This window comes from Neolewinella persica DSM 23188, from assembly GCF_000373105.1.
GTDB classification, from domain to species: Bacteria; Bacteroidota; Bacteroidia; order Chitinophagales; family Saprospiraceae; genus Neolewinella; species Neolewinella persica.
The window spans coordinates 190,081-210,701 of the sequence record NZ_KB890480.1 but is presented as its reverse complement, the minus strand read 5'-3'; the positions used below and the strand labels follow the sequence as shown (position 1 = coordinate 210,701).

Sequence of the window (20,621 nt, the reverse complement as noted above, 5' to 3'; positions counted from 1 at the left end):
GTTGCAGGGGTTGCAGGGGTTGCAGGGGTTGCAGGGGTTGCAGGGGTTGCAGGGGTTGCAGGGGTTGCAGGGGTTGCAGGGGTTGCAGAAAAAAATTGCCCCAGGCAATCCAAGCAAATTTTTCGGTGTTTTTTTTTAAAAAAAATGCCTTTTCACGAACGAAGTGAGCTGCCTTCTGCGGTAGCTGCAACTCCTGCAACCGGAGCGAAGCGACCCTGTAACGCGCCGAAGGCGCTCTGCAACAAGGAGCGAAGCAAGCTGCTCCAAAACCGTCCTTGCACCTGCGTCCCCGCCCAAATTGTCATCATAAAGCATCAACATGCTTCCCATGACCTGCTTAGGCCTTGTAAACGGGATAAAATTTCAAAGTATCCAAATCGTTAAACGGTCGTCCTAAACCACACGAAGCCTTACCTTTGCGTTTAACTTAAGCATTCAAAAGCATTTTTGCAGCAAACCGCTGTTGCCCCCAAACAAACTTTAAAAATGGATACTACCCTCGAAACCACTTTCAACGAAAAGGGCGAATTGATCAGCCCGATTCTGCCCAATGGTGTAAAGAATTTCCTGATCGACATCGACGGCACCATCTGCGACGACATCCCTAACGAGGAGCCGGAGCGTATGGGTACCTGCCTCCCCTACCCCGATGCCCTGCGCATCGTCAATAAGTGGCATGAGGAAGGTCACATCATCACCTTCTTTACTTCCCGTACGGAAGAGCACCGCGAAATCACCGAATACTGGCTCAAGAAGCACGATTTCAAATGGCACGCCATGCTGATGGGTAAGCCTCGTGGCGGCAACTACCATTGGATCGACAACCACATTGTGAAGGCTACCCGCTTCAAGGGTAAATTCACGGACCTGGTGGTTAAGAACCGGGACGTTGAAGTCTTTAAGGACTAAATAAACGACAAGGCGATTCGCTTACATTCTTTTTAGTTGCGCTTCCCGCTTGTAGGCTACCGCAAGTAGCAGCTCGCTGCGCTTGTGGGTGCTTACTGAGGTTGGTACGGAGGAAGTACAGAGGCCGTTTCGCAGCTACGATAATCTGCGAAACCTGTTGAAATTTGCGCTTCAAATCTTTTGCAGGGTTAGGCTTAGTGTAGCCCTGAGTGCCTTAATGGTCCCCTGTCTTGTTGCGGGGGCTATTCCCTGCACTCGAAGTTCGCCCTTACAACAAATGCCTCCGGTAAATAACTTACCGGAGGCGTTTGTATTTGTTCCCTGCTGCTCCCATCTAATGATGCAGGCTGCGATCCCATATTTTCTTCCCTTCGGTATCGAAAACCGACACTTCAAGTTTTCGCTGTTTTAGCGGACCAGAGAAGGTAAGGATACCAAAATTATGTTCGACCGCCAGCGTCCCGTCTACCCGATAATCGTTTTGCTCGTCGCGCGAAGAGCCGGTTCCGGCCGTTAAGCTGGAAATTGTGACGTCGTAGATCATGTTGCCGTTCGGTAATTCCAGTTCGCTGAGCTCGGTATGGTGGCGGTCACCGGTAAGAAAGACAACGCCGCTTATTTTCTCTTCATTGATCCGGCGGAGCAGGTATTTTTGCTCTTCTGGTGCCAGATTTACGTAAGTTTCTCCGCGTTTGGAGGTATTAAGTACCTGGCCACCGATACAGACCATTTTCCACGGAGAATCACTAAAGATCAGGCTTTCGATGAGCCACTCAAGTTGAGGCTTACCCAGCACCGTTTTATTATCGGCACGATCCTGGTCGTTAGGGGTGCGAAAAGTTCGGTTATCGAGCAGAAAAAAATCGGTATCGTTGTAGCGAAAAGTAGACGTGATACCGGCAGATCCTGTGGCTACTTTACTGGCGGGCAGGCCACTGGTGAGGTTCCCCCAGAAGAGGTCGAACGTTTCTTTGGCAAGCTCCTTATGTACCCAGGTTCGGTCCGAGTTATTGGGGCCGTAGTCGTGATCGTCCCAGGTCGCATAGTGGTGTGTGCGGGCCAGCAGGGCTTGCATCTCCGGAAGGCTACGGGTGTGGGAGTAGCGGTGCTGGTAGCCGGTGCGGGTGTACCAATCTGGCTCCCGCAGGTAGATGTTATCGCCCAGGGCGATCATCAGGTCTGGGTTCTTTTGATCGATGGACCGGAAAATCTCATACTCGCTTCCGTACCCTGCTCCGGGGCGATCATATACGGGCTCGTTGATGTAGGTACAGCTGCCCAGCGCAACGGTAAAAGTGGGTGGGTCTTGGCGCCATCGCCATATTTTTTGGGAAGTAAACTCGGTGGGATAATCCAGTTTCACCCGTTGGTCGTTGATGAAGACATCGTAGGTATAATGCTGGCCGGGCTGTACTTCGTCAGCAATAAGTTTTGCCGTAAAGGCTTCGGCCTTTTTTGTAGTTACGGAGTTCGTCATTTGCTTCACGCCATCGTCATCAGTATAGGCTACCTGCACGGTCGCTGCGGCATTAGTCTGAACCCAGATAAGTACTTCCCGTTGTTCGCAGTAGCCCAACATCGGGCCAGAATGAAGCAGGCTTTTCTGGGCGCTGACGCTGGTGCAAAGAAGCAGTAGAAGGAGCACAGGAAAGTAGTTTCGCATAAAACGTTAGAATTTGACGACAAGGTAATTTAGGTCAAAATTAAGCCCGTTTAAGCAGAAAATTCTTTAGTACCCCACGACGATGGGGTTGTCTATTAAAAAAATAAGCGGAAAAACCCTTGGCCCAATGGGTAAAAACACCTACTTTCGACAAGTCATTTGGCCGACATTTATCCTTGGCCGCTAAACAATGCTCCTTTTCCCCTTAAGAAATGTAGTTAATATGTGACCTCCAAGTCAAAAATTAGCTCCCTGATAAAGCTTTCTGACATACCACATTATTTGCCCCTCGACTACGGTCGGGGGGCTTTTTTGATTTATAGAAGGGGGTGAAGGGGAGCAGGAGCTGCCGCAGGTAGCGTTCGCGGGGCTGCGCCTGCTCACCTTCGGGCAGGGGATTGAGGAATCTCTGAGGTGAGTTTAACAACGAGGTGACCTAATACGCAGGTAGTGCGGCCACAACAAGGCAGGGAACCGTCATGGCACTCAGGCACTAAAGGTTTCACTAAGCACAACCGCGCAAAAGATTGAATCGCAGATTTCGCGGATTAACGCAGGTGCAAAAAAACGCTGTGCTTCCGCTGTGCCTCCCTCCGTGCTAACCTCTGTGAGCACCCCACGATCGCAGCGAGCGGCAGTTACGGCCTCCCGGTATACTGTGCCTCGATATAATGTAACAATGCTTCAATTTCCTCGTCCTCCAGTTTATAGTTCGACATGACGCTTGGTTTCCACGCTGACCAAAGTTCTTTGGCGCGGGGGTGGCCTTCGCTGATCAGGCGCTGGCTGCTGCGAATCCAGGCGTGAAGGTCTTCGCGCGGGTAGGCCGCCCAGCGGGCGGTGACGCCACCGAGGGCGGGGGCGGTGGCAATATCCTTCATGTTTTTATTGTGGCAGGCACCGCACCCGTTGGTATTCCAGGTGTTTTTACCTAGCTGAAACTCCGGAGCAGCCGATGCAGCGCTGGGCGGCACCCCGTCGCCATCAATCACCTGAGGTGCGGCGGATTGGTGATCCTGGGACATGGCATACCCCACTGTCAAAGCGAGGATGAAAAGAACACCAAATAAGCTGGCGTAAAGTAGGGGCAACAGATGCTTCGCGCTCATGACGGGGGGTGGTTTGTTTGCACTTAAATTAAGGCAAAAAAGCATTGAATACCAGCGCCATCAACTTGTTTGAACTTGTTATGAATTAGGACCGAAACCCAACCCTTTTGCGGTTTGCAGCATGAGAATGCCGCTTACCTTCCTTGCCTCAATACCTCCCTCTGCACCTGCGGGCCCGCCAAATCATGATTATTGGTCCCCTGCAGAAAAACAGCAATGTCCGTAACTTACCCCCATTCCCCCTCAATCATACGAGGTGAGTAAGCGCAGCGTCGCAGACGGTGCCTGCGGCAGCTCCTTCTCCCCTTCATCCATTCCCCCTTCACTCATGCGTTACCCCATCGGCCCTTTTACCCTTCCCGACCACGAAGTGGCTGCCGCCAACCGTGACACCTACGTCCAGAACATCGGTGAACTCCCCCAAAAAGTCGCCCTTATTGCCCAACAACTCAAGGTGGATGGCAAACTGGACGTACCCTATCGCGAAGGCGGATGGACGGCCAGGCAGGTCATTCATCACCTTGCAGACAGCCACGCAAACGCCTACGTTCGCCACAAGCGAACGCTGACCGAAGAGCACCCAACCATTGCTCCATACGACGAGGTAAGCTGGGCCGAATTGTCCGATGTAACCGCAGCCCCCATCGAGGCAAGCCTCGATATATTACGCGGCCTGCACCTGCGATGGGCCACCTTACTTGCCACTTGCTCCGTCGCCCAGTGGGAACGCACCGCCTACCACCCGGGTAGTGGCTGGACGTACCGATTGGATACGCTGGCCGCCAATTACAGCTGGCACGGACTACATCATCTGGCTCATCTGGAAATTGTTTTAAAGTCGTAGTCGCGCTAAGCCCCTTGATTTCCAGACACTAACCCATTGCTTGTCATATCTTTGTCTGAAGATTTGACCTACTAAGAATGAAATACTTACTTACTATTATTTTCGCCTTGATCTATCTGGCCCCACTTTCGGCCCAGACTTCCCAAAACATGGTCAGCCTCGGCAACTGGCACGACCCGACGCTGCCATTCAACCGGATACGCTACAATGATGTTTGGGGTTACGCCGCCAACGGCCGGGAATACGCATTGATCGGCAGCCGGGAATTCGTTCACGTCCTTGACGTAACTGATCCAAATAACATTACCGAAATCGCTCGCCTAAACGATGCGCCAAACTCCAGCTCTACCTGGCGGGACATTAAAGTTTACGGCGACTATGCCTATTGTGTAACGGATGTCCAGGCCAACGATGGTCTACAGATCATTGACCTGAGCAATCTTCCTACCTCGGCAGAAATCATCTACCGGTCTACTGACGAGTTTACTAAATGCCATAACATCTTCATTGACACTACCGCCAGTCCGGTACGTATGTACGCTTTCGGCACCAACGCCGCGGCTGCCAACGAGGGATATTTCGCCTACAGCCTTGCTGATCCGACTTCTCCCGTACTCATCGCCTCGGTTGACCTGACCAACAATGGTCAATATATGCACGATGCTTACGTGGTCAACGACACGATGTACGGCAACTCAGAAGGAAGGGGACTGTACGTTTACGATGTCTCCGACGTAACGGCCCCCGTTGAATTAGGTATCCTCAACAACTACGTGGAGAGTGGATACAACCACAGCTGCTGGCGATCAGCGAACGGTAAGTACCTGGCCATGTGTGACGAGACTACTAACAGGGGAGTCAAGATTGTCAATGTCGAGGACCCGATGGATATGGAAGTTGTTTCCGTTTTCCGGTCTACCCTCCTGGCGCCAAACATGGCCAGCCTGGCGCATAATCCATTTTACCTGGGTGACAGCCTGGTGGTACTGAGTTATTACGGAGACGGCGTTCAGGTTTGGGATGTACGTAATCCCGCCGCTCCGCGGCGGCTGGCTTACTACGACACGACGCCTACCGGTACGGGTTACGTGGACGGTGCATGGGGAGCTTATCCCTACCTTCCTTCCGGCAACATCCTGGTGAGTGACGAGATCACCGGACTGTACGTGGTCCGGGTAAACGACTTCAACTCCCTCCCCGTAACTTACCTCAGCTGGGAGGCGGAATCTGATGGTAAGAATAGCCAGTTAAGTTGGTCGACTTCTGAAGAAACAGACAACCTTGGCTGGGACGTAGAACATGCCGTTGACCGGGGAGCCTTCGCGCCCGTCGGTTTCGTGGAGGCTGGCGAAGGGACCTACGCCTTCACCCATGAAGTGCCGGGCGAGGGCCTTCATTATTACCGCCTACGGCAGCGGGACCATGACGGAACGGAAAACCTGAGCGAAGTAAAAACGGTAATTTTTGCTGGAGGTGAAGACCAGATTAATGTTTACCCAAACCCTGCCCGAGCGGGGACTGATGTTCGCCTTGAAGGCATGCCTTTCGAAACGAAGTGGTGCCTTACCAACGTGGAAGGGACCATTGTTCTTAAAGGTAAAGGGCAAACTCTTGGTGGCCAGTCTGTGGCAGCGGGCATCTATTTTCTGGAAACTGGAGGAAAGGTCCTTGGAAAAGTTGTTTTCGTCGAATAAGACGCGAGGGTGTCTGCAAAGGACTGCAAGTTGTTGTTTAACTTAGCCGGAATAACACCTAGATAATGTTTGATAATACCCCACAAGATCTCAACCAGGATAAAATCAGTATGCTGCAGCGACAAAGCTGGCAACTGGAATTAATCATAACTGGTTTTGCCCTTGCGGGGATGATCTCCGGTGCAGATGCTTTTCATGATTTTATCGTCAAATGGCGTGATATTCTATCTAACTACGGAAGCCTTGGCACCCTTGGCAGAGGCTTGCTGGAAGGTACTCACCTCGCCTATTTTGTGGTCATCTTCCACTTCTTCCTAAACGTTGTAGTTCGTTGCCTGTGGATTGGCGCGTTAACCATCCGAGGGGTGATCGGTAAAGAAGATTACCTGGCACAACGTTATCATCCTATTTTCGATCGCTTTTTGCGTAAGCGAAATGGTAATTTCGACGCGTACATCAATCGCCTGGACACATCAGCCAGTCTGATTTTTGCGATTACCTTTCTTATGATCACCATTCTTTTTGGGGTCCTCACCTGGACCTCAATCATGGGGTTGATAATTTCTTCCCTTACGGCTGCCTTTGGATTTACCGGAGCGATAATCAGCACTTTTGTAGCGGGGGTTTACGTACTTTTTTCCAGTATCTACTTAATAGATTTCATTACCGGAGGAATGGTGAAGCGGGGGGAGTCCAGGATTTATTATCCCCTCTACCGAGCCATGGGATGGCTGACCCTGGCCCGCTTGTACCGACCACTCTATTACGCCATCATCAGTAATAAATGGGGTAAACGCCTTATTTGGCTGGTGATTCCCTACCTCTTGGTGATTATTATTATTCCTGGCAGGATAATGAATTTCAACTCCTACATCAACCGTGCAGACTATGATATGGAGACCGATCAGAGGTATGCCATAAATGACCGATATTATGAAGACAAGGACGGTTTTATACCTACTAAGGCGAGGGTGATCCTCCCTTCCGACATCATTACCGATAAGGTCCTGAAAGTCAGGCTCCCGCTTTATGATAGTTACTCCGAAATTTTGCAATTAAACTGCTCCTTATTTCAAGACGGGGAGTTGCAACAGCAGGATACAGTAGGCAACGCGAGTTTCTCAGATGGATATAATTTTGGCCGTAGTCTCGGAAAATCCATGCGGGGAGGATCCGGTCGCAACCTAATACCTGGTGAAGACAGTATTATGGTTCGCTGTCTCCTGGACCATCTTCAACTTAAACTTGACAGCACGCTTGTTGACCCAGAAAACGCCATGATTGGTTCCTCCATTTATGGCTCCCCCTTACCCGAGTTGATTGCCTATTTCTCATTACGTGACGTTACACCAGGAATGCACCGGTTACGTTTAAAGAGGAGGGTCAGACCGGAAGACCCCGATAGCCCAAAGGGTATATATACGTATAAGGATTATATTATCCCTTTTTTCTATGCACCGGAATAACCTTATCAGCGATGAATGAGCGCCAGAAAACCGGTCAGCGGGGAGAAGCCATCGCCAAGTCCTACCTGGAAGAGCATGGGTATACCGTAGAGGCCATAGGGTATCGCTATAAACGGGTCGAACTGGATCTGATCGTTAAGAACGAAACCGATTGCCTCATTTTTGTGGAAGTAAAAACGAGGAAGGGGCTCAAGTGGGGGCATCCATCGGGAGCCGTCTCTGCCACCAAAGAAAAGAACATGAGCAAAGCCGCTTCCGCCTACATGCGGGAAGTTGGACACGACTGGGAGGTACGATTTGACATTATCTCGATCCTTCTACATAAAGATGGGAGGCATACTTTGGAACATATTGAAGATGCTTTTTTCCCCGGACTATTTTAGACAAAAGTGCCGCGCCTAAACCACCCCTCTGCGCTTAAGTTCCAGGTATTCATTAATTACCGCACCAGACAGCTTATCCGGTGGCGTCAACACCACCTTAACGCCGTTCTGCCGTAGGCGTGCTGCCATCAGTTCCCGTTGTTGCAGGAAATTACGGGCGGTGGACTTGAGATAGACATCTTCAACGCCCTCGGTGGTCTCGTTAAGGAGGTCGGCGATCTCCGTATTTTCGAACAGTACAACCACCAGTTGATGCGCGCGGGCGATCCGGCGCAGACCGGGTAGGACCCGGTCGAGGGCATAATTGCTCTCGAAATTTGTAAACAGAATGATCAGGCTTCGACCACCCAGTAATTTCCGGCTGGCGTAGTAGAGCAGGTCGTAGTTCGATTCCTTTTGCTGGTCCTGTTGGCGATACAGGGCCTCCATGATCCGACGGAGGTGGTCAGGTTTGGAGTCTGCGGGGAGGACAGTACCGATCTTATCGGCAAAAGTCAGCAGCCCCGCGCGGTCCTCGCGGGTGAGGATTACATTACTTAGCGCCAGCGTGGCGTTGATGGCATAGTCGAGCAAGCTAAGACCATTAAATGGCATTAACATTGTTCGCCCCTTATCGATGCAGCAGAAAACGCGCTGCGCGCGTTCGTCCTCATACTGGTTGACCATCAGCGTATTCCTGCGACCGGTTGCTTTCCAGTTGATGCTGCGATAATCATCCCCCAGCACATATTCTTTAATCTGATCAAACTCGTAGCTTTTCGCCAGGCGTCGCAGCCGCTTCCGCCCCTGGGCGGGAACCGTTGTTTTGGCCTTGAGGGCAAATTGCTGCATTTGCAAGATGCTCGGGTAAACCGGCACCGTCTCTTGTGCGGGAAAAACCAGACGCCGTTCGGCCAGTTTCCAGTCGGTCGTCAGGAAAAGATTCAGGTCACCGAATTCGTAGGCTCCCCGGGTCATTGGCCTGATGGGGTAAGTGAGCTCCCGATCAACGTCAGGCGCCAACACAAAAGGTATCCGATGATTCCGGATCTGTAGTTCAGCCGGTAGTTCATCAGTTAGTACCACATCAACTTTACGGCTCGATGCATTATGCAGCTGAATCCGCACCTGCATCTCATCACTTAGCGAAAACACTTTTGGTGTTTTACGCGCTGCGGATACCTTATCCGATACCGTGTAAAGTACATAAGTATCATAACCGGTCAGACCAAATAATGCGATGAGTCCGGCAATGGCCAGGTAAAAAAAGAAGCTCCAGTAAAAGCCAATAGCAGAAAGCACGACGATGGCTCCCAGTACCAGGAAGAACCGGTTACCCAGGTAGAGGTACCGGAGGTGGGTTACGATGGATTTTACCAGGTGCTGCATCAATGGCAAGGTAGGCTTTTCTGTCGAAAAGCCGCAGGAGTTGCAGGAGTTGCAGGAGTTGCAGGAGTTGCAGGAGTTGCAGGAAAAAAAATGCCACAGACAACTCAAGCAAATTTTTTCAGCATTTTTTTCAAAGGAGTTTTTTAAAAATAACGAGCGGAGCAAGCTGCCGCATGCGGTAGCTGCAACCTGCAACACGCCAAAGGCGCTCTGGAACAGGAACAAAGTGACTCCCCTACTGCTTACGCAAGGGAAGCGTGATCAACTGCCCGTTGCCTTTGAGCGTAAGGTGGTAAGCCCCTGCAGGCAATGTAGCGACTTCCACGGTGTTGGTCCCTGCAACCGGAATACCCTCTCGTAGTAAACGCCCGTCCGAAGCATAAAGAAAATAAGTCGTGTACCCATGTTCCTCCGGCAACTCCAGCTTAACCGCAGCGTGGGTCGGATTGGGATACAAAACAACGGTTGCTTCCTCCTCCAGCTTAAGCGTCACGACCTGTGAATAAGTAAAACTACCGTCGAGGTCCACCATTCTCAGGCGGTAGTAGGAAGTTCCTGGCAGCGCATGGATATCCTGAAATTCGTAGGACCTATTTCCTTGGCTATCGCCCGCAGCAGCTACCAGCCCCAATACTTGAAAATCACTGCCACCAGCTGACCGCTCCACCTCGAAGTGGCTACTGCCTACCTCATTCGCCGTTTGCCAGCGGTTGGTGACTTTACGTTTTCCGGTAGCTTCCGCCGTAAAGCTGAGCAGCTCTACCGGAAGCACGGCCGAGTTGGCGAAAGCAAAAAGACCATCCGGGAGAATTTCTGCGCTGAAGTTCTCGAATCGGTCTGTTGCGTTTATCTCCACCCAAGTGTCCCCGTCGTCCCTGCTTTGGTAAAGGTGAATGTCGTCTCGGGGAGCGCCGTTAAGTTCACTGTCTGGCAAGCGGAAGCTTAGCTCTATCTCCGAAGCACCACTTTGTCCTGGGCGAATCTCGTAGTAGCGATTTAAGGTTGGGCGATTGGTTACTTCAACACCGCCGTAATGGCGGTAAAAATCGGTAAGGCCAAGGGGTTCCCGGTTCGGTTCCATCCGGATGCCTAGGTTACCAAGTAGGCCGGGGTTATCAGGGTCATGATCTTCGTCATGACTGATGAAACTGCCGGGAGCCGGGGCACTGAAGTTATTGGTGGCCCCATCCAGAAAGGCGTTGTCCCCCAGTATGATCCGGGCATCCAATAATTCCATGTGGGTGTCCGGGTCCAGCCACATACCTCCGCTCAGCCTTATTCCGCCCTCCAGGGTGATTTGGGCACCACCTTCCAGGCGCAACCATTGGGGGCTTAACCGGTCATGGTTGATCAACCGGTTATTGTCGGGGCCGGCGAAGCCGGTCAGGATCAACGTTCCTCCGGAAAGGGTGCCGTCGATGATTTCTACGTCGCCGTCAACCACCGTAATTTCAGATTGGTTGGTGATTACGGAACCTCCGGTGACGTAGATGCCGTATTGGGCGTGTAACGTCGTAGTAGCCAGTATTAAGCAGCAGAAGAAGTGAGTTAGGTTTTTCATGAGTACTGGTTATTGAAGAAATCCACGAATGTGAACCTTTGATCTGGTACCGAAAGTGATCAGGTCAATTTTCCCTCCTGCGGGCACAATCATTAGATGACCACCAGCGTCGTTTAAGATTATTGACTCCCCTAAGGAGGAAGAATTAAGAATTATTTGTTGGTACCCCATGGACTGGGACCCATCATGCGGCAACAGAGATATAGAATATGTTGATTCAAAATTCGAACTAGCGATAACCGAGGTTATGTAGAGGGTTCTTCCCGCCGGAACCGTAGTAAAAGGAGCGCTGCCATCAGTTCCCCGTAACGTAGCCGTGCGGCCCTGCCCACTATTGAACACTTCCAAAGACATCACCACGGTGCCGCTGGCTGGAACATTACCTCCACCATCCTCCGGATCAGGATTAAAGACCGACCACTCCGTCCCGTCATAACCCTCAAAGGTTTTGGCAACGCGGTTGTAGCGGATGGTTCCGGCGACGGGGGCGATCTGGTCGTCGCCGACTTTGATCTTGCCACCTACGTCAAGCGCCTGGCTGGGGACGGGGTTATTGATGCCAACCTGGGCGGGGAGGTTGCTGAGAAAGAATGTACTTAGTAATAGGAGTAAGAGGTATTTCATTTAATCGGTTTGAAGTGAATGAAAGAATAGATTGAGAAAAATCACCGTGGTTTTGTCACCAACCTATTGAAGAAACCCTCTTAGGTAAACGTGCGAGGAACCATTGAATCTTCTAACATCCAATTGCCCTCCGGAGGGAACAACTAACAAAAAACCATTGGGGTCATTAAACTCCTGATTGCTTTCCGGATTAGTATCTGTAGCTGTAAGTATGCCTTCTTCAATTCTTTGACTCGGTGAACGCTTCGGTTCGAGGACGAACTGATAGGGGTCGCCAAATGACCGGAAGTTCAGATAGGAGACATGAAGTGTTCTTCCAGGTGGTACCTTGGTAAAGGAAGTGTTCGAGTTCACATCATACCAGGAAACAGTGATTACACCTTCATTCCCAAATTGAAAATTGGCTATTGCCGTGAGCACTGTTCCACTCGGCAGCGGGTTACTGCCATCATCCTCTTCCGGGTTAAACACCGACCACTCCGCCCCGTCATACCCCTCAAAGGTTTTGGCGACGCGGTTGTAGCGGATGGTTCCGGCGACGGGGGCGATCTCGTCGTCGCCAACTTTGATCTTACCACCCACGTCAAGCGCCTGACTGGGGGTAGGATTATTGATACCTACCTGAGCGGAAAGATCGCCGAGGCAAAGAAAGCTGAACAGCAAGAGTAAAAAGAAGTATTTCATGATGGGTTGGGTTATTGAAAGGCTGATTGTTGTTTACAAACTTATGCCCACAGACATGCCAAAATGGGTACCGTTTGATAAGTGTGTCGTTTGGTTTGGTAAGTGTGTAAAAGCAGCCCGGTGAATTGCCCAACAACCGGTACTTTTGGAGTATTCCAATTATGCGCACCCTCATTTACCTTTTTTTGCTGCTTCCATTACCGGTTTTGGCCGGAGCGCTTCCCGCGACTTCCGTGGAGGACATCCTGGTGCAGTACGCCGCCGCCCGCACGGATACCGCACGGTACCGGGTGCTCAAGGCAACGATTGATTACACGGCAACGGCAGATCCACGATTGCTGTTGCAGGAATTGGGGGCGCGGCCGCAGGTGCAGGGGGAGGAGGGAGGAGCAAGCAGCTCCCTGTTGGCATTCTTGCGCGCCGAAGCTAATTATTATGCCAACGAATCCGACGAGGCGCTGCGGTGGTACGCCACCGCCATTGACAGGGCGGAGCAGCGGCCCTTGCCCGACGCCATCCTGCTCTCTACCTTGTATGCCGCCCTGGCCTACGTGACGGAGGAAGTAAGGGGTAGCCTCCCCGCCGTGAGGCATTATCTGAAGGGGTTAACTTATGCTGAAGCCAGCGGCCTGCCCCGCGAGATTGCCGACGTCAACTACAGTCTGGCCACCACCTACGCTACCCTCAACGATTTTGATGACGCCCTGCGCCACGCCCGTCAGTCTTTTGCCATCGATCTGGAATCCGGCGACCCGGCCAACATCGCCACCGACCTGCGTTTTCTCGCCGACCTCAGCCTGAAGAACCAGGACCTCGCCGGAGCAGAACGCTACGCCAACCTTGCGCTGGACCGGATACCGGCCCTGACCAACCAACGCCTCATCGGCAGTTTGCATCGTTGCCGTGCAGAAGTATTTCTCGCCCGGCAACGTCCTGACTCTGCCCTGGTGTACATCAACCGGGCCATTGCACTGGAAGCGCAAAACCACGCCTCTGACCGGTTGGCAGCTAACCTGCTGATACGAGCCAGGGCCTACGCCCAACTTGGCGAAGTGGACTTAGTCCTCCATCACCTGGACCAAGCTGAACGGGAAGCTGCCAACCGGGACCAGGGCAAACAACTACCGGGCATTTTGCTGCTACGTGCAGAACTGCTGCAACGCTCCGGCCGGGGGGTAGCTTCAATGGCCGCTGCCGGAGATGCCCGTGGTCTGGCCCGCGAGCAAAAGCGCCCTGACCTGGAATTACAGGCCATCTCCCTGCTGGCCCAACACCACGAAGCTGCCGGCTCCTTACCCCTCGCCCTGCACCTGCGTCAGCGCCAAATTGTGCTTCAGGACAGTATCCACCATAATATTACCCAGGCGCAATTGGGCATTGCTGCCGCTCGCTTCGACGTTCAGCGCATCGGCTACGAAAAGCAAGCGCTTCAGTTCGACGTCGACCTGCTGGAGGAAAAGATCAGCGCCGATCGCCGTGCCCGCTGGCTCATGGTTTCCATCTTTTTACTTGCTCTTGGGCTCATGACGCTCTTCCTATATCAGCGCAGCCGTCGGAACCAGTTGCAACGTGCACTTCATGTCCAGCAACTACAAATTAAAGACCGCAACCGGATGGAGGCCGAGCTGCAAGCGATTCGCAGCCAGTTGAACCCCCATTTCATGTTCAACTCCCTGAACTCCATCAATGATTTTATCCTGCGGAGTAAAAGCGATGATGCCTCGGATTACCTCATCAAGTTCTCTAAGCTTATGCGGCTTACCCTGAACCACAGCAAAGAAAACGCCATTCCTTTCCGCGAGGAATTGGCTGCGCTACGGCTCTACGTAGAGTTGGAAGCGCTGCGGTTCGACAATGCCCTGCAATATCGCTTCGAATTGGAGGACGGACTTACCGCTAACGAAGATTTTCACGTTGCTGCACTCGTCGTACAACCATTCGTGGAAAACGCTATTTGGCACGGCCTGAGTCACAGTAAAGTGGAGCGTCGGCTTACCGTCAGTTTCAGCCGGCAAGGAGACGTTCTACACTGCCGGGTGGAAGACAATGGAATCGGCAGGGAAGCCAGTGCCCGCATCAATGCCGGCAGGCGGCACCGATCACGAGGGCAGTCCATGATCCGTAATCGCCTGCACCTGCTCGAGCAATTGCACGGCCGCCGCGCCCATTATCGTATCACCGACCGACTACCACAGGGAACGATCGTTTTGCTCACTCTCCCCATCCTACCCGCACCAAAACCTGACTCCCATGCCTGAACTCACCGCCTTTATTATTGATGACGAACCATCCGCCGTCCGCAGCCTGCAACTCTTGTTGAACCGCTACTGCCCTGAAGTAAGCGTGGTTGCCACCTCCACGGACCCTCAACAGGCCGTAGAGCTGATCTCCTCTCATCAACCACAACTCCTTTTTCTGGACATCCAGATGCCCCACCTCGACGGCTTTCAATTATTGGAATTGCTCGGCGAAAGCACCTTCCACGTTATTTTCACCACGGCCCACGAAGATTACGCCATGCAGGCCATTAAGGCTGAAGCGCTGGATTATCTTCTCAAACCAATTGGACGGGAAGACCTACGGGCAGCCATCGATAAAGCCCATCGGGCCCTCGCCGAAGAAAGCGGCCAGAGCACCCGTATCCGACAATTACTACAGCGAATCGAAGCAGACAGCAGGCCAAATCGCATCAGTCTCCCAACCGGAGAAGGGCTTGAGTTCGTCGACGTAAGCACTATTCGCTACGGAGAATCTGACGGAAGTTACACCCGGTTACATTTTACTGACGCGCCCATGCTGCTGATCTCCAAACCCATCGGCTTTCTGGAAGACAAGCTCGATGGTGGTACCTTTTTCCGCATCCATCACTCTTACCTCGTCAACATCAATCAGGTAAAAAGATACCTCCGGGGGCGGGGTGGGCAAATCGTGCTTAAGGATGGGACGGTGCTGCCGGTTTCCAGCCGGAAGAAGTCGGATTTTTTGAATGCGTTTTGAACGTGCGCTCGAAAAATGCGACCCAGAAAGACCGGATCAATACTGACCAAATAAAGGTGACCCCGGAGGGGTCGAACTTTAATTGCCCCGGGTGAAAGGTCGCACAGCGAGCTTTTACCCGGGGTATGTAGCCGGGAACAAAGACCGTTACGGCGCTACGCGCCGTCTTATTTCTAAGCTCTTTTCAACCCCGGGTTTCGGCGTTCCGCCTCACCCGGGGCAAATTAGGGTAGACCCCTCCGGGGTCATATGGAAATTAAGCAAAATAAATCTCTGAATCAAATTGATACTCGCCCTAGTTCAACCAATTCTTACCCTTGACTAAATTCGCCAGCGTCTCCGCTTCCCGACTCCCAGCCTCCGCCTGGAAATCATACTCCCAGCCCGCCAGCGGCGGGAGGCTCATCAGAATGGATTCCGTCCGGCCATTGGTGGTGAGGCCGAATTTGGTGCCCCGGTCCCAGACGAGGTTGAACTCTACGTACCGCCCACGGCGAAGCTTTTGCCATTCGGACTCCCTTTCGGTGTAGGGCAAATCTTTGTTGCGGGCCAATAACTCCAGGTAAGTCGGCGCAAAGGTGCGGCCAACCGCCTGGGTGAATTCGAAAAGCGTCTGCTTGTCCTTTCCCTCCGTGGCAGGCGAAAGGCGGTCGTAGAAGATGCCGCCGACACCCCGGGTTTCGTTGCGGTGGGGGATGAAGAAATAGTCATCGGCCCAGGTCTTAAATTTGGGGTAGTAGGCCGGGTCAAATTGGTCACAAGTATCCTTGAGTTGCTGGTGAAAATAAGCAGCTTGCTCCGGCACGATGTAGTGTGGAGTCAGATCGATACCGCCGCCAAACCAGAAACGGCCACCGTCGAGTTCGAAATAGCGCACGTTCATGTGGATGATCGGCACGTGGGGGTTCTTCGGATGGAGTACAATGGAGACCCCGGTGGCGTAGAAGCCGGTTTCTTCCGAATCTACCTCCAGACTTTTGGCCGCCGCAGGCGGCAGCTCACCGTAGACGGCGCTAAAATTCACCCCTCCTTTCTCTACGTGATGGCCGTTGAGGACGCGGGCACGGCCGCCGCCACCGCCGGGGCGGTCCCAGCTGTCTTCGCGGAAGGTGCCGCCATCGGCAGCACTCAGGGCGGAGCATATCTCGTCCTGGAGGGTTTGGAAGAAGGTGGTGATTTCGTGGCGGTTGGGTGATTTCATTGTTTTAAACTTAATTCTTCGAAAAACGCTGAGACTTTGACTAGTGTTCCTTCAAATCCCGTTTAGCTACCCACGTAAGAAAGACATATCAACCCCACCGATTTCAACAATGCGATCCAGATGCGTCATAATACCCAGACTATGTTCTTCATCCAATTCACAGCCAAATTCTCCTTCGATAATTCCTGGGATCGTTTTCATGATGGTGCGTTTAGGTCTCCTACTCCGCCAAGGCAGCCTTTAGTGCCTCCACCGCTTTCTCCTGCTTACCAATAAATATCTGGTCTCCTACGATCGTTACCGGCCGCTTCAGGAATGTGTATTCTTCCAGGATCAGCCGCCGGTAATCATCTTCGGTCAGCTCCTTTTTATTGAGCCCCTGAGCGCGATACTTCCGGGCGTGCCGGCTGAACAATTTCTCGTAGCTGCCGGCCAGCTTAGCCATATGGTCGAGCTGTTCTTCGGTGATTGCTTCCGTCTTGATGTTCACGACTTCAAGTGCCGGCTGTTCGCCGAGTTCACCGAGAATACGTTTGCAGGAGCTGCAGGTGGATAGTTGGTACATTTTTGCCATGGGCGCGAAGATAGCAGCGCAGCTGCTATAGACGAAAAATCGCCGCGCTCTTTTTCTTAATAGACGGCCTTCGGCCTCGGTAGTGAGTAGAGGGTAGTGCTACCGCATCTGGCAGCTCACTTCGTTATATCGGTTACGCCTTCCGAAAATATTTTTCTCTTTAACAGACGAGCACTCTAGTGCGGCAGCCTACTTCCTAGCCACTATTGAGCGCGAAGCGCAGCTACCAAGGCCACAGGCCATCTACAAACCGGAGTTTGTTACGTAGCATTTACGGCTCTTCGGTAAATGTTACTTAACAAACTCCGGTTTGAGCCAGTCCTTGAAGACCTCCATCACTTTCTCCACCTTAGGCCGGCTTACATTTTGTACGTAACCCTGATTAGGGTTACTGGTATCTTCGTAGTAATCCTGGTGATAGGCTTCAGCGATGTAAAACTCAATGGGGTCCTCGATCGTCGTCTGAATCTTAGAGGAGAACTTACCGCTTTTATCAAGGGCGATGATCTTAGCCTTGGCCTTTTCGTACTGTTCTTCGGAAACGGGAAAAATTGTGCTGCGATATTGGGTTCCCCGGTCCGGGCCCTGTCGATTCAACTGGGTGGGGTCGTGGGCGACGAAGAAGACCTCCAGAAGATCCTCGTAGGTACGCACTGCAGGGTCGTAATAGACCACGATCGCTTCGGCGTGGCCGGTTTGTCCGCCAGCAACTTCGCCGTAAGTTGGGTTCACTTCCTTGCCGCCAGCGTAGCCGGACCAAACGTCTTTGACACCTACAATGCGGTCAAAAGAAGCTTCGGTACACCAAAAGCAACCACCGGCGAAGTAGGCCTTTTCAAAGCCTTCATAGCCTGAATCCAGCTCAGTGATTGTGACTCCGGCAACGGGTTCCGTATTACCTTTCGTCATGGCTGGCGGCTCATCAGTTGTAGTTGAGGTCGCATTAGTTTTCTGACTGTCGCAAGAGGTGGAGCTGAGGAGCAAGACCACCAGCAGGGTCAGCGTATAGAGGGAGAACTTCATGGTTATTATTTTCAATGTATTGCTGTAACGCAAAAAAGCGGCTTTGGGTTATTTAGGTAGGAAGGTGGTGTAGTAATGCGACAAAAGTGAGTTGATGAGTTAGCGAGTCACTGAGTGGCTCAAGAACTCACTACCTCAGTAGCCCAAACCGGCAACGCCGCCTCAACAGCAACCATTTCCCCATCGGGTTCCGGAAAAGTAAGCTGGTGAGCGTGTAAGCAAATAGCGTTCGGCTCATGAATGCGGGTAGAGCCGTAGGTGACATCTCCAATGATGGGCGCGCCAGCTGCCGACAACTGCACCCTGATCTGATGAAAGCGGCCGGTGATGGGCGTTATTTCATAGAGGTAACGATCAGTTCCTGCAGATAGCAGCCGGTAATTTAATACAGCTTCCTTCGCGCCGGGCATGGGCCGGTCGGCAGCGATGGCCTTACGATTGAACTTATCGCGGGCAATGTAGTGCCGGAGTTCTCCCGCTTCTTTCGGCAACGGTGTTTCCGTCAGGGCCACGTAACTCTTCTCCACCTGCTTTTCCTCAAACGCACGGTTCAGGGCCACCAGGGTAGATTTATTTCTGGCCAGCAGCAGCGCACCACTAACCGGACGATCAAGCCGGTGGACAATGCCGACGAACGGGTCCTTGGTGCTCTTTGGTCGCTTCCACTGCACCAGCGCCCTCGCCTCCACTGTGTCGTTGGTAAAGTTCTTTTCCGTGGCAATTCCGGCGGGTTTGTTGATCACGTAATAGGACTTGCCTTCGTGTAGAATTTCGAGTGGAGCGGTTAGCATAAGGGAAGAGACTGGTGAGGGGCAAAGCTAGTGGAAACTAGTATTAGCCGGCAGACAAACTTTTAACCGGCTTCGCCAGGTCAAAAGGATTTGTCGGACGGCTGGACCACCCGTCCGACGGTTTTGAGGAATGTAATAATGCGCGGCCGCAGGTGCAAGGTGACCAACCAAAAAAGCAAGGGACGAAAACAACGGTACTACCGCTCTTTTCGCCCCTTGCCCTTTTAAACCTTTTCTCCGCACCTGCGGCCGCGCCTGCTAATTTGCTGCAGGCTTCTGCCACCTCCGGCTGAACACCAGAAACAGTACACCACACAGCAACCAGGCCGGCAGCGTAACGAAGCTCAGGAAAATGTCGAACTGCCAGGACAGGAAGTAAAACAGACCGAAGCTGACCGCCCAGGCCCACAGCACAGCCGGGTTGAATTGAATACCGGCAATCTCCGCGTAATTCTTCTGAATGCCGGCAGACTTATGGAAGAAGTGCTCAAACACAATCACTGCTCCGAAAGGCGCCAGCACGAAGCCGTAAAAAGCTACAAAGCCGAGCAATTTCATGGCGAAGGCAGGGAACAAGCCGGCGATGGTTGCAACGGTCCCCGCCAGAATGGTTACCCAGAAAGTCGACACCTTCGGCATCAGCGTCTGAAAGGCCAGTCCCGCGCGGTAGATCGTCGGGTTGGCGGTCGTCCAGCCGGCAAGTACCACGGCAATGATGCCGAACCAACCGATGGCATTGTACGCTAATGGTCCAGGAGCCACGGGCGGTGCTTCACCGCCAGAGAGCATCGCTTGCGCCTCCGGCGTCTGAAGGTAAACGGCGTAAAGCAATGCTGCTGCGATCCAGGCCATATAGTGCCCTACGTACATACCCGCCGCCGTCGTCCAGCCAGAGCTGGCCTTTTTGGCAAAACGGAATACGGATAGATCCGACATGCCGACGTGCATCGCAGCGTTGGCAAACCAGCTCCAGATCATGACGTGCCAGAAGGTGTACTTGATTTGGCCGGGGAAGGGCTCACTGCCTTCACCCCAGATGTCCCAAAACTCCCGGAAGCTGCCGACACCAAGCTGGCCAAGGGCCACGATACCACAGGCGAGGAAGGCCAGAACGATTACCGGAGACATCCAGTTGGCGGCCTTAGACACCGTATCGTAGCCGCGTGAAGCGATGAGCGCAATGACCGCGCCTACCACCAGTACAATGATGATGTAGGTTGGTCCGTTCGGCAGCGTATCCGTAAGGGTGGGCATCTCCATGTTCAGTGGAACACCGATCGCCGTAGCTGACACGGTGATCATCGACCCCGCAAGGAAACAAAAGAGCACCCCATTCGCCACATTGTAGAATTTCACGAGGGTAGATCCACTGATTTTTTCCAGCTGAAAGTACAATGTAAGCCGGTTTTTGACCGCAATTTCCGCCGTCAGGAACCGCCAGCTGAGTACCGCCAGCAGGTTACCGATCAACAGACCCAGTAAAAGATCGAAGGCACTCACCCCGGCCGTCAGGAACAGGGGGCCGATCATGAACTCTGTACCGGCCGCATGCTCTCCGGCATACATGCCCAGAAAACTCCCCCACCCTTTCCATTTCGAGGCGGGTACGGGTTCGCGTTCGAATTCGCCACCGGCGATGTCTTCGATGTGTTCTTCTGAGGTTACGTTTGGTAGCATAGATAGTGAATTGGTGAGTTGGTGAATTAGTGAGTGGCTGCCGCTGCTGCCGC

The 20,621-nt window shown here is 52.7% G+C and carries 19 protein-coding genes; 7 read left to right on the top strand and 12 right to left on the bottom strand.

Translation table 11 applies throughout. The features are described 5' to 3' along the window. Nucleotides 1-486 precede the first annotated feature (486 nt). The gene (locus B036_RS0125600) at nucleotides 487-909 is read left to right on the top strand and encodes an LNS2 domain-containing protein (protein WP_026232350.1); all 423 of its coding nucleotides are present in this window, start codon (nucleotides 487-489) and stop codon (nucleotides 907-909) included. 334 nt (nucleotides 910-1,243) lie between these two features. Here the strand turns inward: B036_RS0125600 and B036_RS0125595 are convergent, their stop codons facing one another. Together B036_RS0125595 and B036_RS0125590 are read right to left on the bottom strand one after the other, a co-directional pair. After that, nucleotides 1,244-2,554, bottom strand: a complete 1,311-nt coding sequence (locus B036_RS0125595) for an alkaline phosphatase D family protein (RefSeq protein WP_245557510.1) — start codon at nucleotides 2,552-2,554, stop codon at nucleotides 1,244-1,246. Nucleotides 2,555-3,210: 656 nt separating this feature from the next. After that, on the bottom strand, nucleotides 3,211-3,681 hold the full coding sequence (locus B036_RS0125590) for a c-type cytochrome (RefSeq protein ID WP_020571590.1): 471 nt from the start codon (nucleotides 3,679-3,681) through the stop codon (nucleotides 3,211-3,213). A gap of 328 nt (nucleotides 3,682-4,009) precedes the next feature. Between B036_RS0125590 and B036_RS0125585 the strand changes: the two genes are divergently transcribed. From B036_RS0125585 to B036_RS0125570, 4 genes are all read left to right on the top strand, one after another. After that, nucleotides 4,010-4,525 carry a YfiT family bacillithiol transferase gene (locus B036_RS0125585; RefSeq protein WP_020571589.1) on the top strand — a complete coding sequence of 172 codons (516 nt, stop codon included), beginning with the start codon at nucleotides 4,010-4,012 and terminating at the stop codon, nucleotides 4,523-4,525. Between the two features lie 77 nt (nucleotides 4,526-4,602). Further along, the gene (locus B036_RS0125580; RefSeq protein WP_020571588.1) at nucleotides 4,603-6,219 is read left to right on the top strand and encodes a choice-of-anchor B family protein; all 1,617 of its coding nucleotides are present in this window, start codon (nucleotides 4,603-4,605) and stop codon (nucleotides 6,217-6,219) included. Nucleotides 6,220-6,284: 65 nt separating this feature from the next. Further along, a complete protein-coding gene (locus B036_RS0125575) occupies nucleotides 6,285-7,685 on the top strand; it encodes a hypothetical protein (RefSeq protein ID WP_020571587.1) in 1,401 nt (466 codons plus the stop codon). A gap of 11 nt (nucleotides 7,686-7,696) precedes the next feature. Beyond that, nucleotides 7,697-8,068 (top strand): YraN family protein, encoded by a 372-nt coding sequence (locus B036_RS0125570; protein WP_020571586.1) that lies wholly within the window; start codon nucleotides 7,697-7,699, stop codon nucleotides 8,066-8,068. 15 nt (nucleotides 8,069-8,083) lie between these two features. Here B036_RS0125570 and B036_RS0125565 read toward each other — a convergent pair whose 3' ends face one another. The 4 genes from B036_RS0125565 to B036_RS0125550 all read right to left on the bottom strand — a co-directional run bounded on the left by B036_RS0125565 (nucleotide 8,084) and on the right by B036_RS0125550 (nucleotide 12,305). Further along, nucleotides 8,084-9,436, bottom strand: coding sequence for a DUF58 domain-containing protein (locus B036_RS0125565; protein WP_020571585.1), 1,353 nt, complete (start codon nucleotides 9,434-9,436; stop codon nucleotides 8,084-8,086). Between the two features lie 235 nt (nucleotides 9,437-9,671). Further along, nucleotides 9,672-10,997 (bottom strand): T9SS type A sorting domain-containing protein, encoded by a 1,326-nt coding sequence (locus B036_RS0125560; RefSeq protein WP_020571584.1) that lies wholly within the window; start codon nucleotides 10,995-10,997, stop codon nucleotides 9,672-9,674. 9 nt (nucleotides 10,998-11,006) lie between these two features. Then, nucleotides 11,007-11,621 (bottom strand): hypothetical protein, encoded by a 615-nt coding sequence (locus B036_RS0125555; protein ID WP_020571583.1) that lies wholly within the window; start codon nucleotides 11,619-11,621, stop codon nucleotides 11,007-11,009. Between the two features lie 63 nt (nucleotides 11,622-11,684). After that, nucleotides 11,685-12,305, bottom strand: a complete 621-nt coding sequence (locus B036_RS0125550; protein WP_020571582.1) for a hypothetical protein — start codon at nucleotides 12,303-12,305, stop codon at nucleotides 11,685-11,687. Nucleotides 12,306-12,466: 161 nt separating this feature from the next. Between B036_RS0125550 and B036_RS32690 the strand changes: the two genes are divergently transcribed. Both B036_RS32690 and B036_RS0125535 read left to right on the top strand, forming a co-directional pair. Next, on the top strand, nucleotides 12,467-14,563 hold the full coding sequence (locus B036_RS32690; RefSeq protein ID WP_020571581.1) for a histidine kinase: 2,097 nt from the start codon (nucleotides 12,467-12,469) through the stop codon (nucleotides 14,561-14,563). Then, entirely contained in the window at nucleotides 14,556-15,302 is a 747-nt protein-coding gene (locus B036_RS0125535; protein WP_020571580.1) for a LytR/AlgR family response regulator transcription factor, read from the top strand. The genes B036_RS32690 and B036_RS0125535 overlap by 8 nt, the downstream gene beginning before the upstream one ends. 295 nt (nucleotides 15,303-15,597) lie before the next feature. On the opposite strand, the gene hemF is transcribed toward B036_RS0125535, so the two are convergent. From hemF to B036_RS0125505, 6 genes are all read right to left on the bottom strand, one after another. After that, entirely contained in the window at nucleotides 15,598-16,503 is a 906-nt protein-coding gene (gene hemF, locus B036_RS0125530) for an oxygen-dependent coproporphyrinogen oxidase (protein WP_020571579.1), read from the bottom strand. A gap of 66 nt (nucleotides 16,504-16,569) precedes the next feature. Beyond that, nucleotides 16,570-16,704: a hypothetical protein gene (locus B036_RS34490; protein WP_020571578.1), complete on the bottom strand. Its 135-nt coding sequence runs from the start codon at nucleotides 16,702-16,704 to the stop codon at nucleotides 16,570-16,572. Nucleotides 16,705-16,723: 19 nt separating this feature from the next. Beyond that, nucleotides 16,724-17,077: an arsenate reductase family protein gene (locus B036_RS0125520; protein WP_020571577.1), complete on the bottom strand. Its 354-nt coding sequence runs from the start codon at nucleotides 17,075-17,077 to the stop codon at nucleotides 16,724-16,726. Between the two features lie 291 nt (nucleotides 17,078-17,368). Next, nucleotides 17,369-18,100 carry a peptide-methionine (S)-S-oxide reductase MsrA gene (msrA, locus tag B036_RS31120; RefSeq protein WP_020571576.1) on the bottom strand — a complete coding sequence of 244 codons (732 nt, stop codon included), beginning with the start codon at nucleotides 18,098-18,100 and terminating at the stop codon, nucleotides 17,369-17,371. A 119-nt stretch (nucleotides 18,101-18,219) separates the two neighbouring features. After that, a complete protein-coding gene (locus B036_RS0125510; protein ID WP_020571575.1) occupies nucleotides 18,220-18,891 on the bottom strand; it encodes an RluA family pseudouridine synthase in 672 nt (223 codons plus the stop codon). A 258-nt stretch (nucleotides 18,892-19,149) separates the two neighbouring features. Continuing rightward, a complete protein-coding gene (locus tag B036_RS0125505) occupies nucleotides 19,150-20,568 on the bottom strand; it encodes a purine-cytosine permease family protein (RefSeq protein WP_044103842.1) in 1,419 nt (472 codons plus the stop codon). Nucleotides 20,569-20,621: the final 53 nt, after the last annotated feature.

What these genes read in the sequence shown, in the direction of transcription:
- B036_RS0125560 (WP_020571584.1), bottom strand. Translation starts at nt 10,997, where the DNA reads ATGAAAAACCTAACTCACTTCTTCTGCTGCTTAATACTGGCTACTACG.
- B036_RS0125575 (WP_020571587.1), top strand. Translation starts at nt 6,285, where the DNA reads ATGTTTGATAATACCCCACAAGATCTCAACCAGGATAAAATCAGTATG.
- B036_RS34490 (WP_020571578.1), bottom strand. Translation starts at nt 16,704, where the DNA reads ATGAAAACGATCCCAGGAATTATCGAAGGAGAATTTGGCTGTGAATTG.
- B036_RS0125510 (WP_020571575.1), bottom strand. Translation starts at nt 18,891, where the DNA reads ATGCTAACCGCTCCACTCGAAATTCTACACGAAGGCAAGTCCTATTAC.
- B036_RS0125505 (WP_044103842.1), bottom strand. Translation starts at nt 20,568, where the DNA reads ATGCTACCAAACGTAACCTCAGAAGAACACATCGAAGACATCGCCGGT.
- B036_RS0125535 (WP_020571580.1), top strand. Translation starts at nt 14,556, where the DNA reads ATGCCTGAACTCACCGCCTTTATTATTGATGACGAACCATCCGCCGTC.
- B036_RS0125570 (WP_020571586.1), top strand. Translation starts at nt 7,697, where the DNA reads ATGAATGAGCGCCAGAAAACCGGTCAGCGGGGAGAAGCCATCGCCAAG.
- msrA (WP_020571576.1), bottom strand. Translation starts at nt 18,100, where the DNA reads ATGAAGTTCTCCCTCTATACGCTGACCCTGCTGGTGGTCTTGCTCCTC.
- B036_RS0125520 (WP_020571577.1), bottom strand. Translation starts at nt 17,077, where the DNA reads ATGGCAAAAATGTACCAACTATCCACCTGCAGCTCCTGCAAACGTATT.
- B036_RS0125550 (WP_020571582.1), bottom strand. Translation starts at nt 12,305, where the DNA reads ATGAAATACTTCTTTTTACTCTTGCTGTTCAGCTTTCTTTGCCTCGGC.
- B036_RS0125590 (WP_020571590.1), bottom strand. Translation starts at nt 3,681, where the DNA reads ATGAGCGCGAAGCATCTGTTGCCCCTACTTTACGCCAGCTTATTTGGT.
- B036_RS0125580 (WP_020571588.1), top strand. Translation starts at nt 4,603, where the DNA reads ATGAAATACTTACTTACTATTATTTTCGCCTTGATCTATCTGGCCCCA.
- B036_RS0125565 (WP_020571585.1), bottom strand. Translation starts at nt 9,436, where the DNA reads ATGCAGCACCTGGTAAAATCCATCGTAACCCACCTCCGGTACCTCTAC.
- B036_RS32690 (WP_020571581.1), top strand. Translation starts at nt 12,467, where the DNA reads ATGCGCACCCTCATTTACCTTTTTTTGCTGCTTCCATTACCGGTTTTG.
- hemF (WP_020571579.1), bottom strand. Translation starts at nt 16,503, where the DNA reads ATGAAATCACCCAACCGCCACGAAATCACCACCTTCTTCCAAACCCTC.
- B036_RS0125600 (WP_026232350.1), top strand. Translation starts at nt 487, where the DNA reads ATGGATACTACCCTCGAAACCACTTTCAACGAAAAGGGCGAATTGATC.
- B036_RS0125585 (WP_020571589.1), top strand. Translation starts at nt 4,010, where the DNA reads ATGCGTTACCCCATCGGCCCTTTTACCCTTCCCGACCACGAAGTGGCT.
- B036_RS0125555 (WP_020571583.1), bottom strand. Translation starts at nt 11,621, where the DNA reads ATGAAATACCTCTTACTCCTATTACTAAGTACATTCTTTCTCAGCAAC.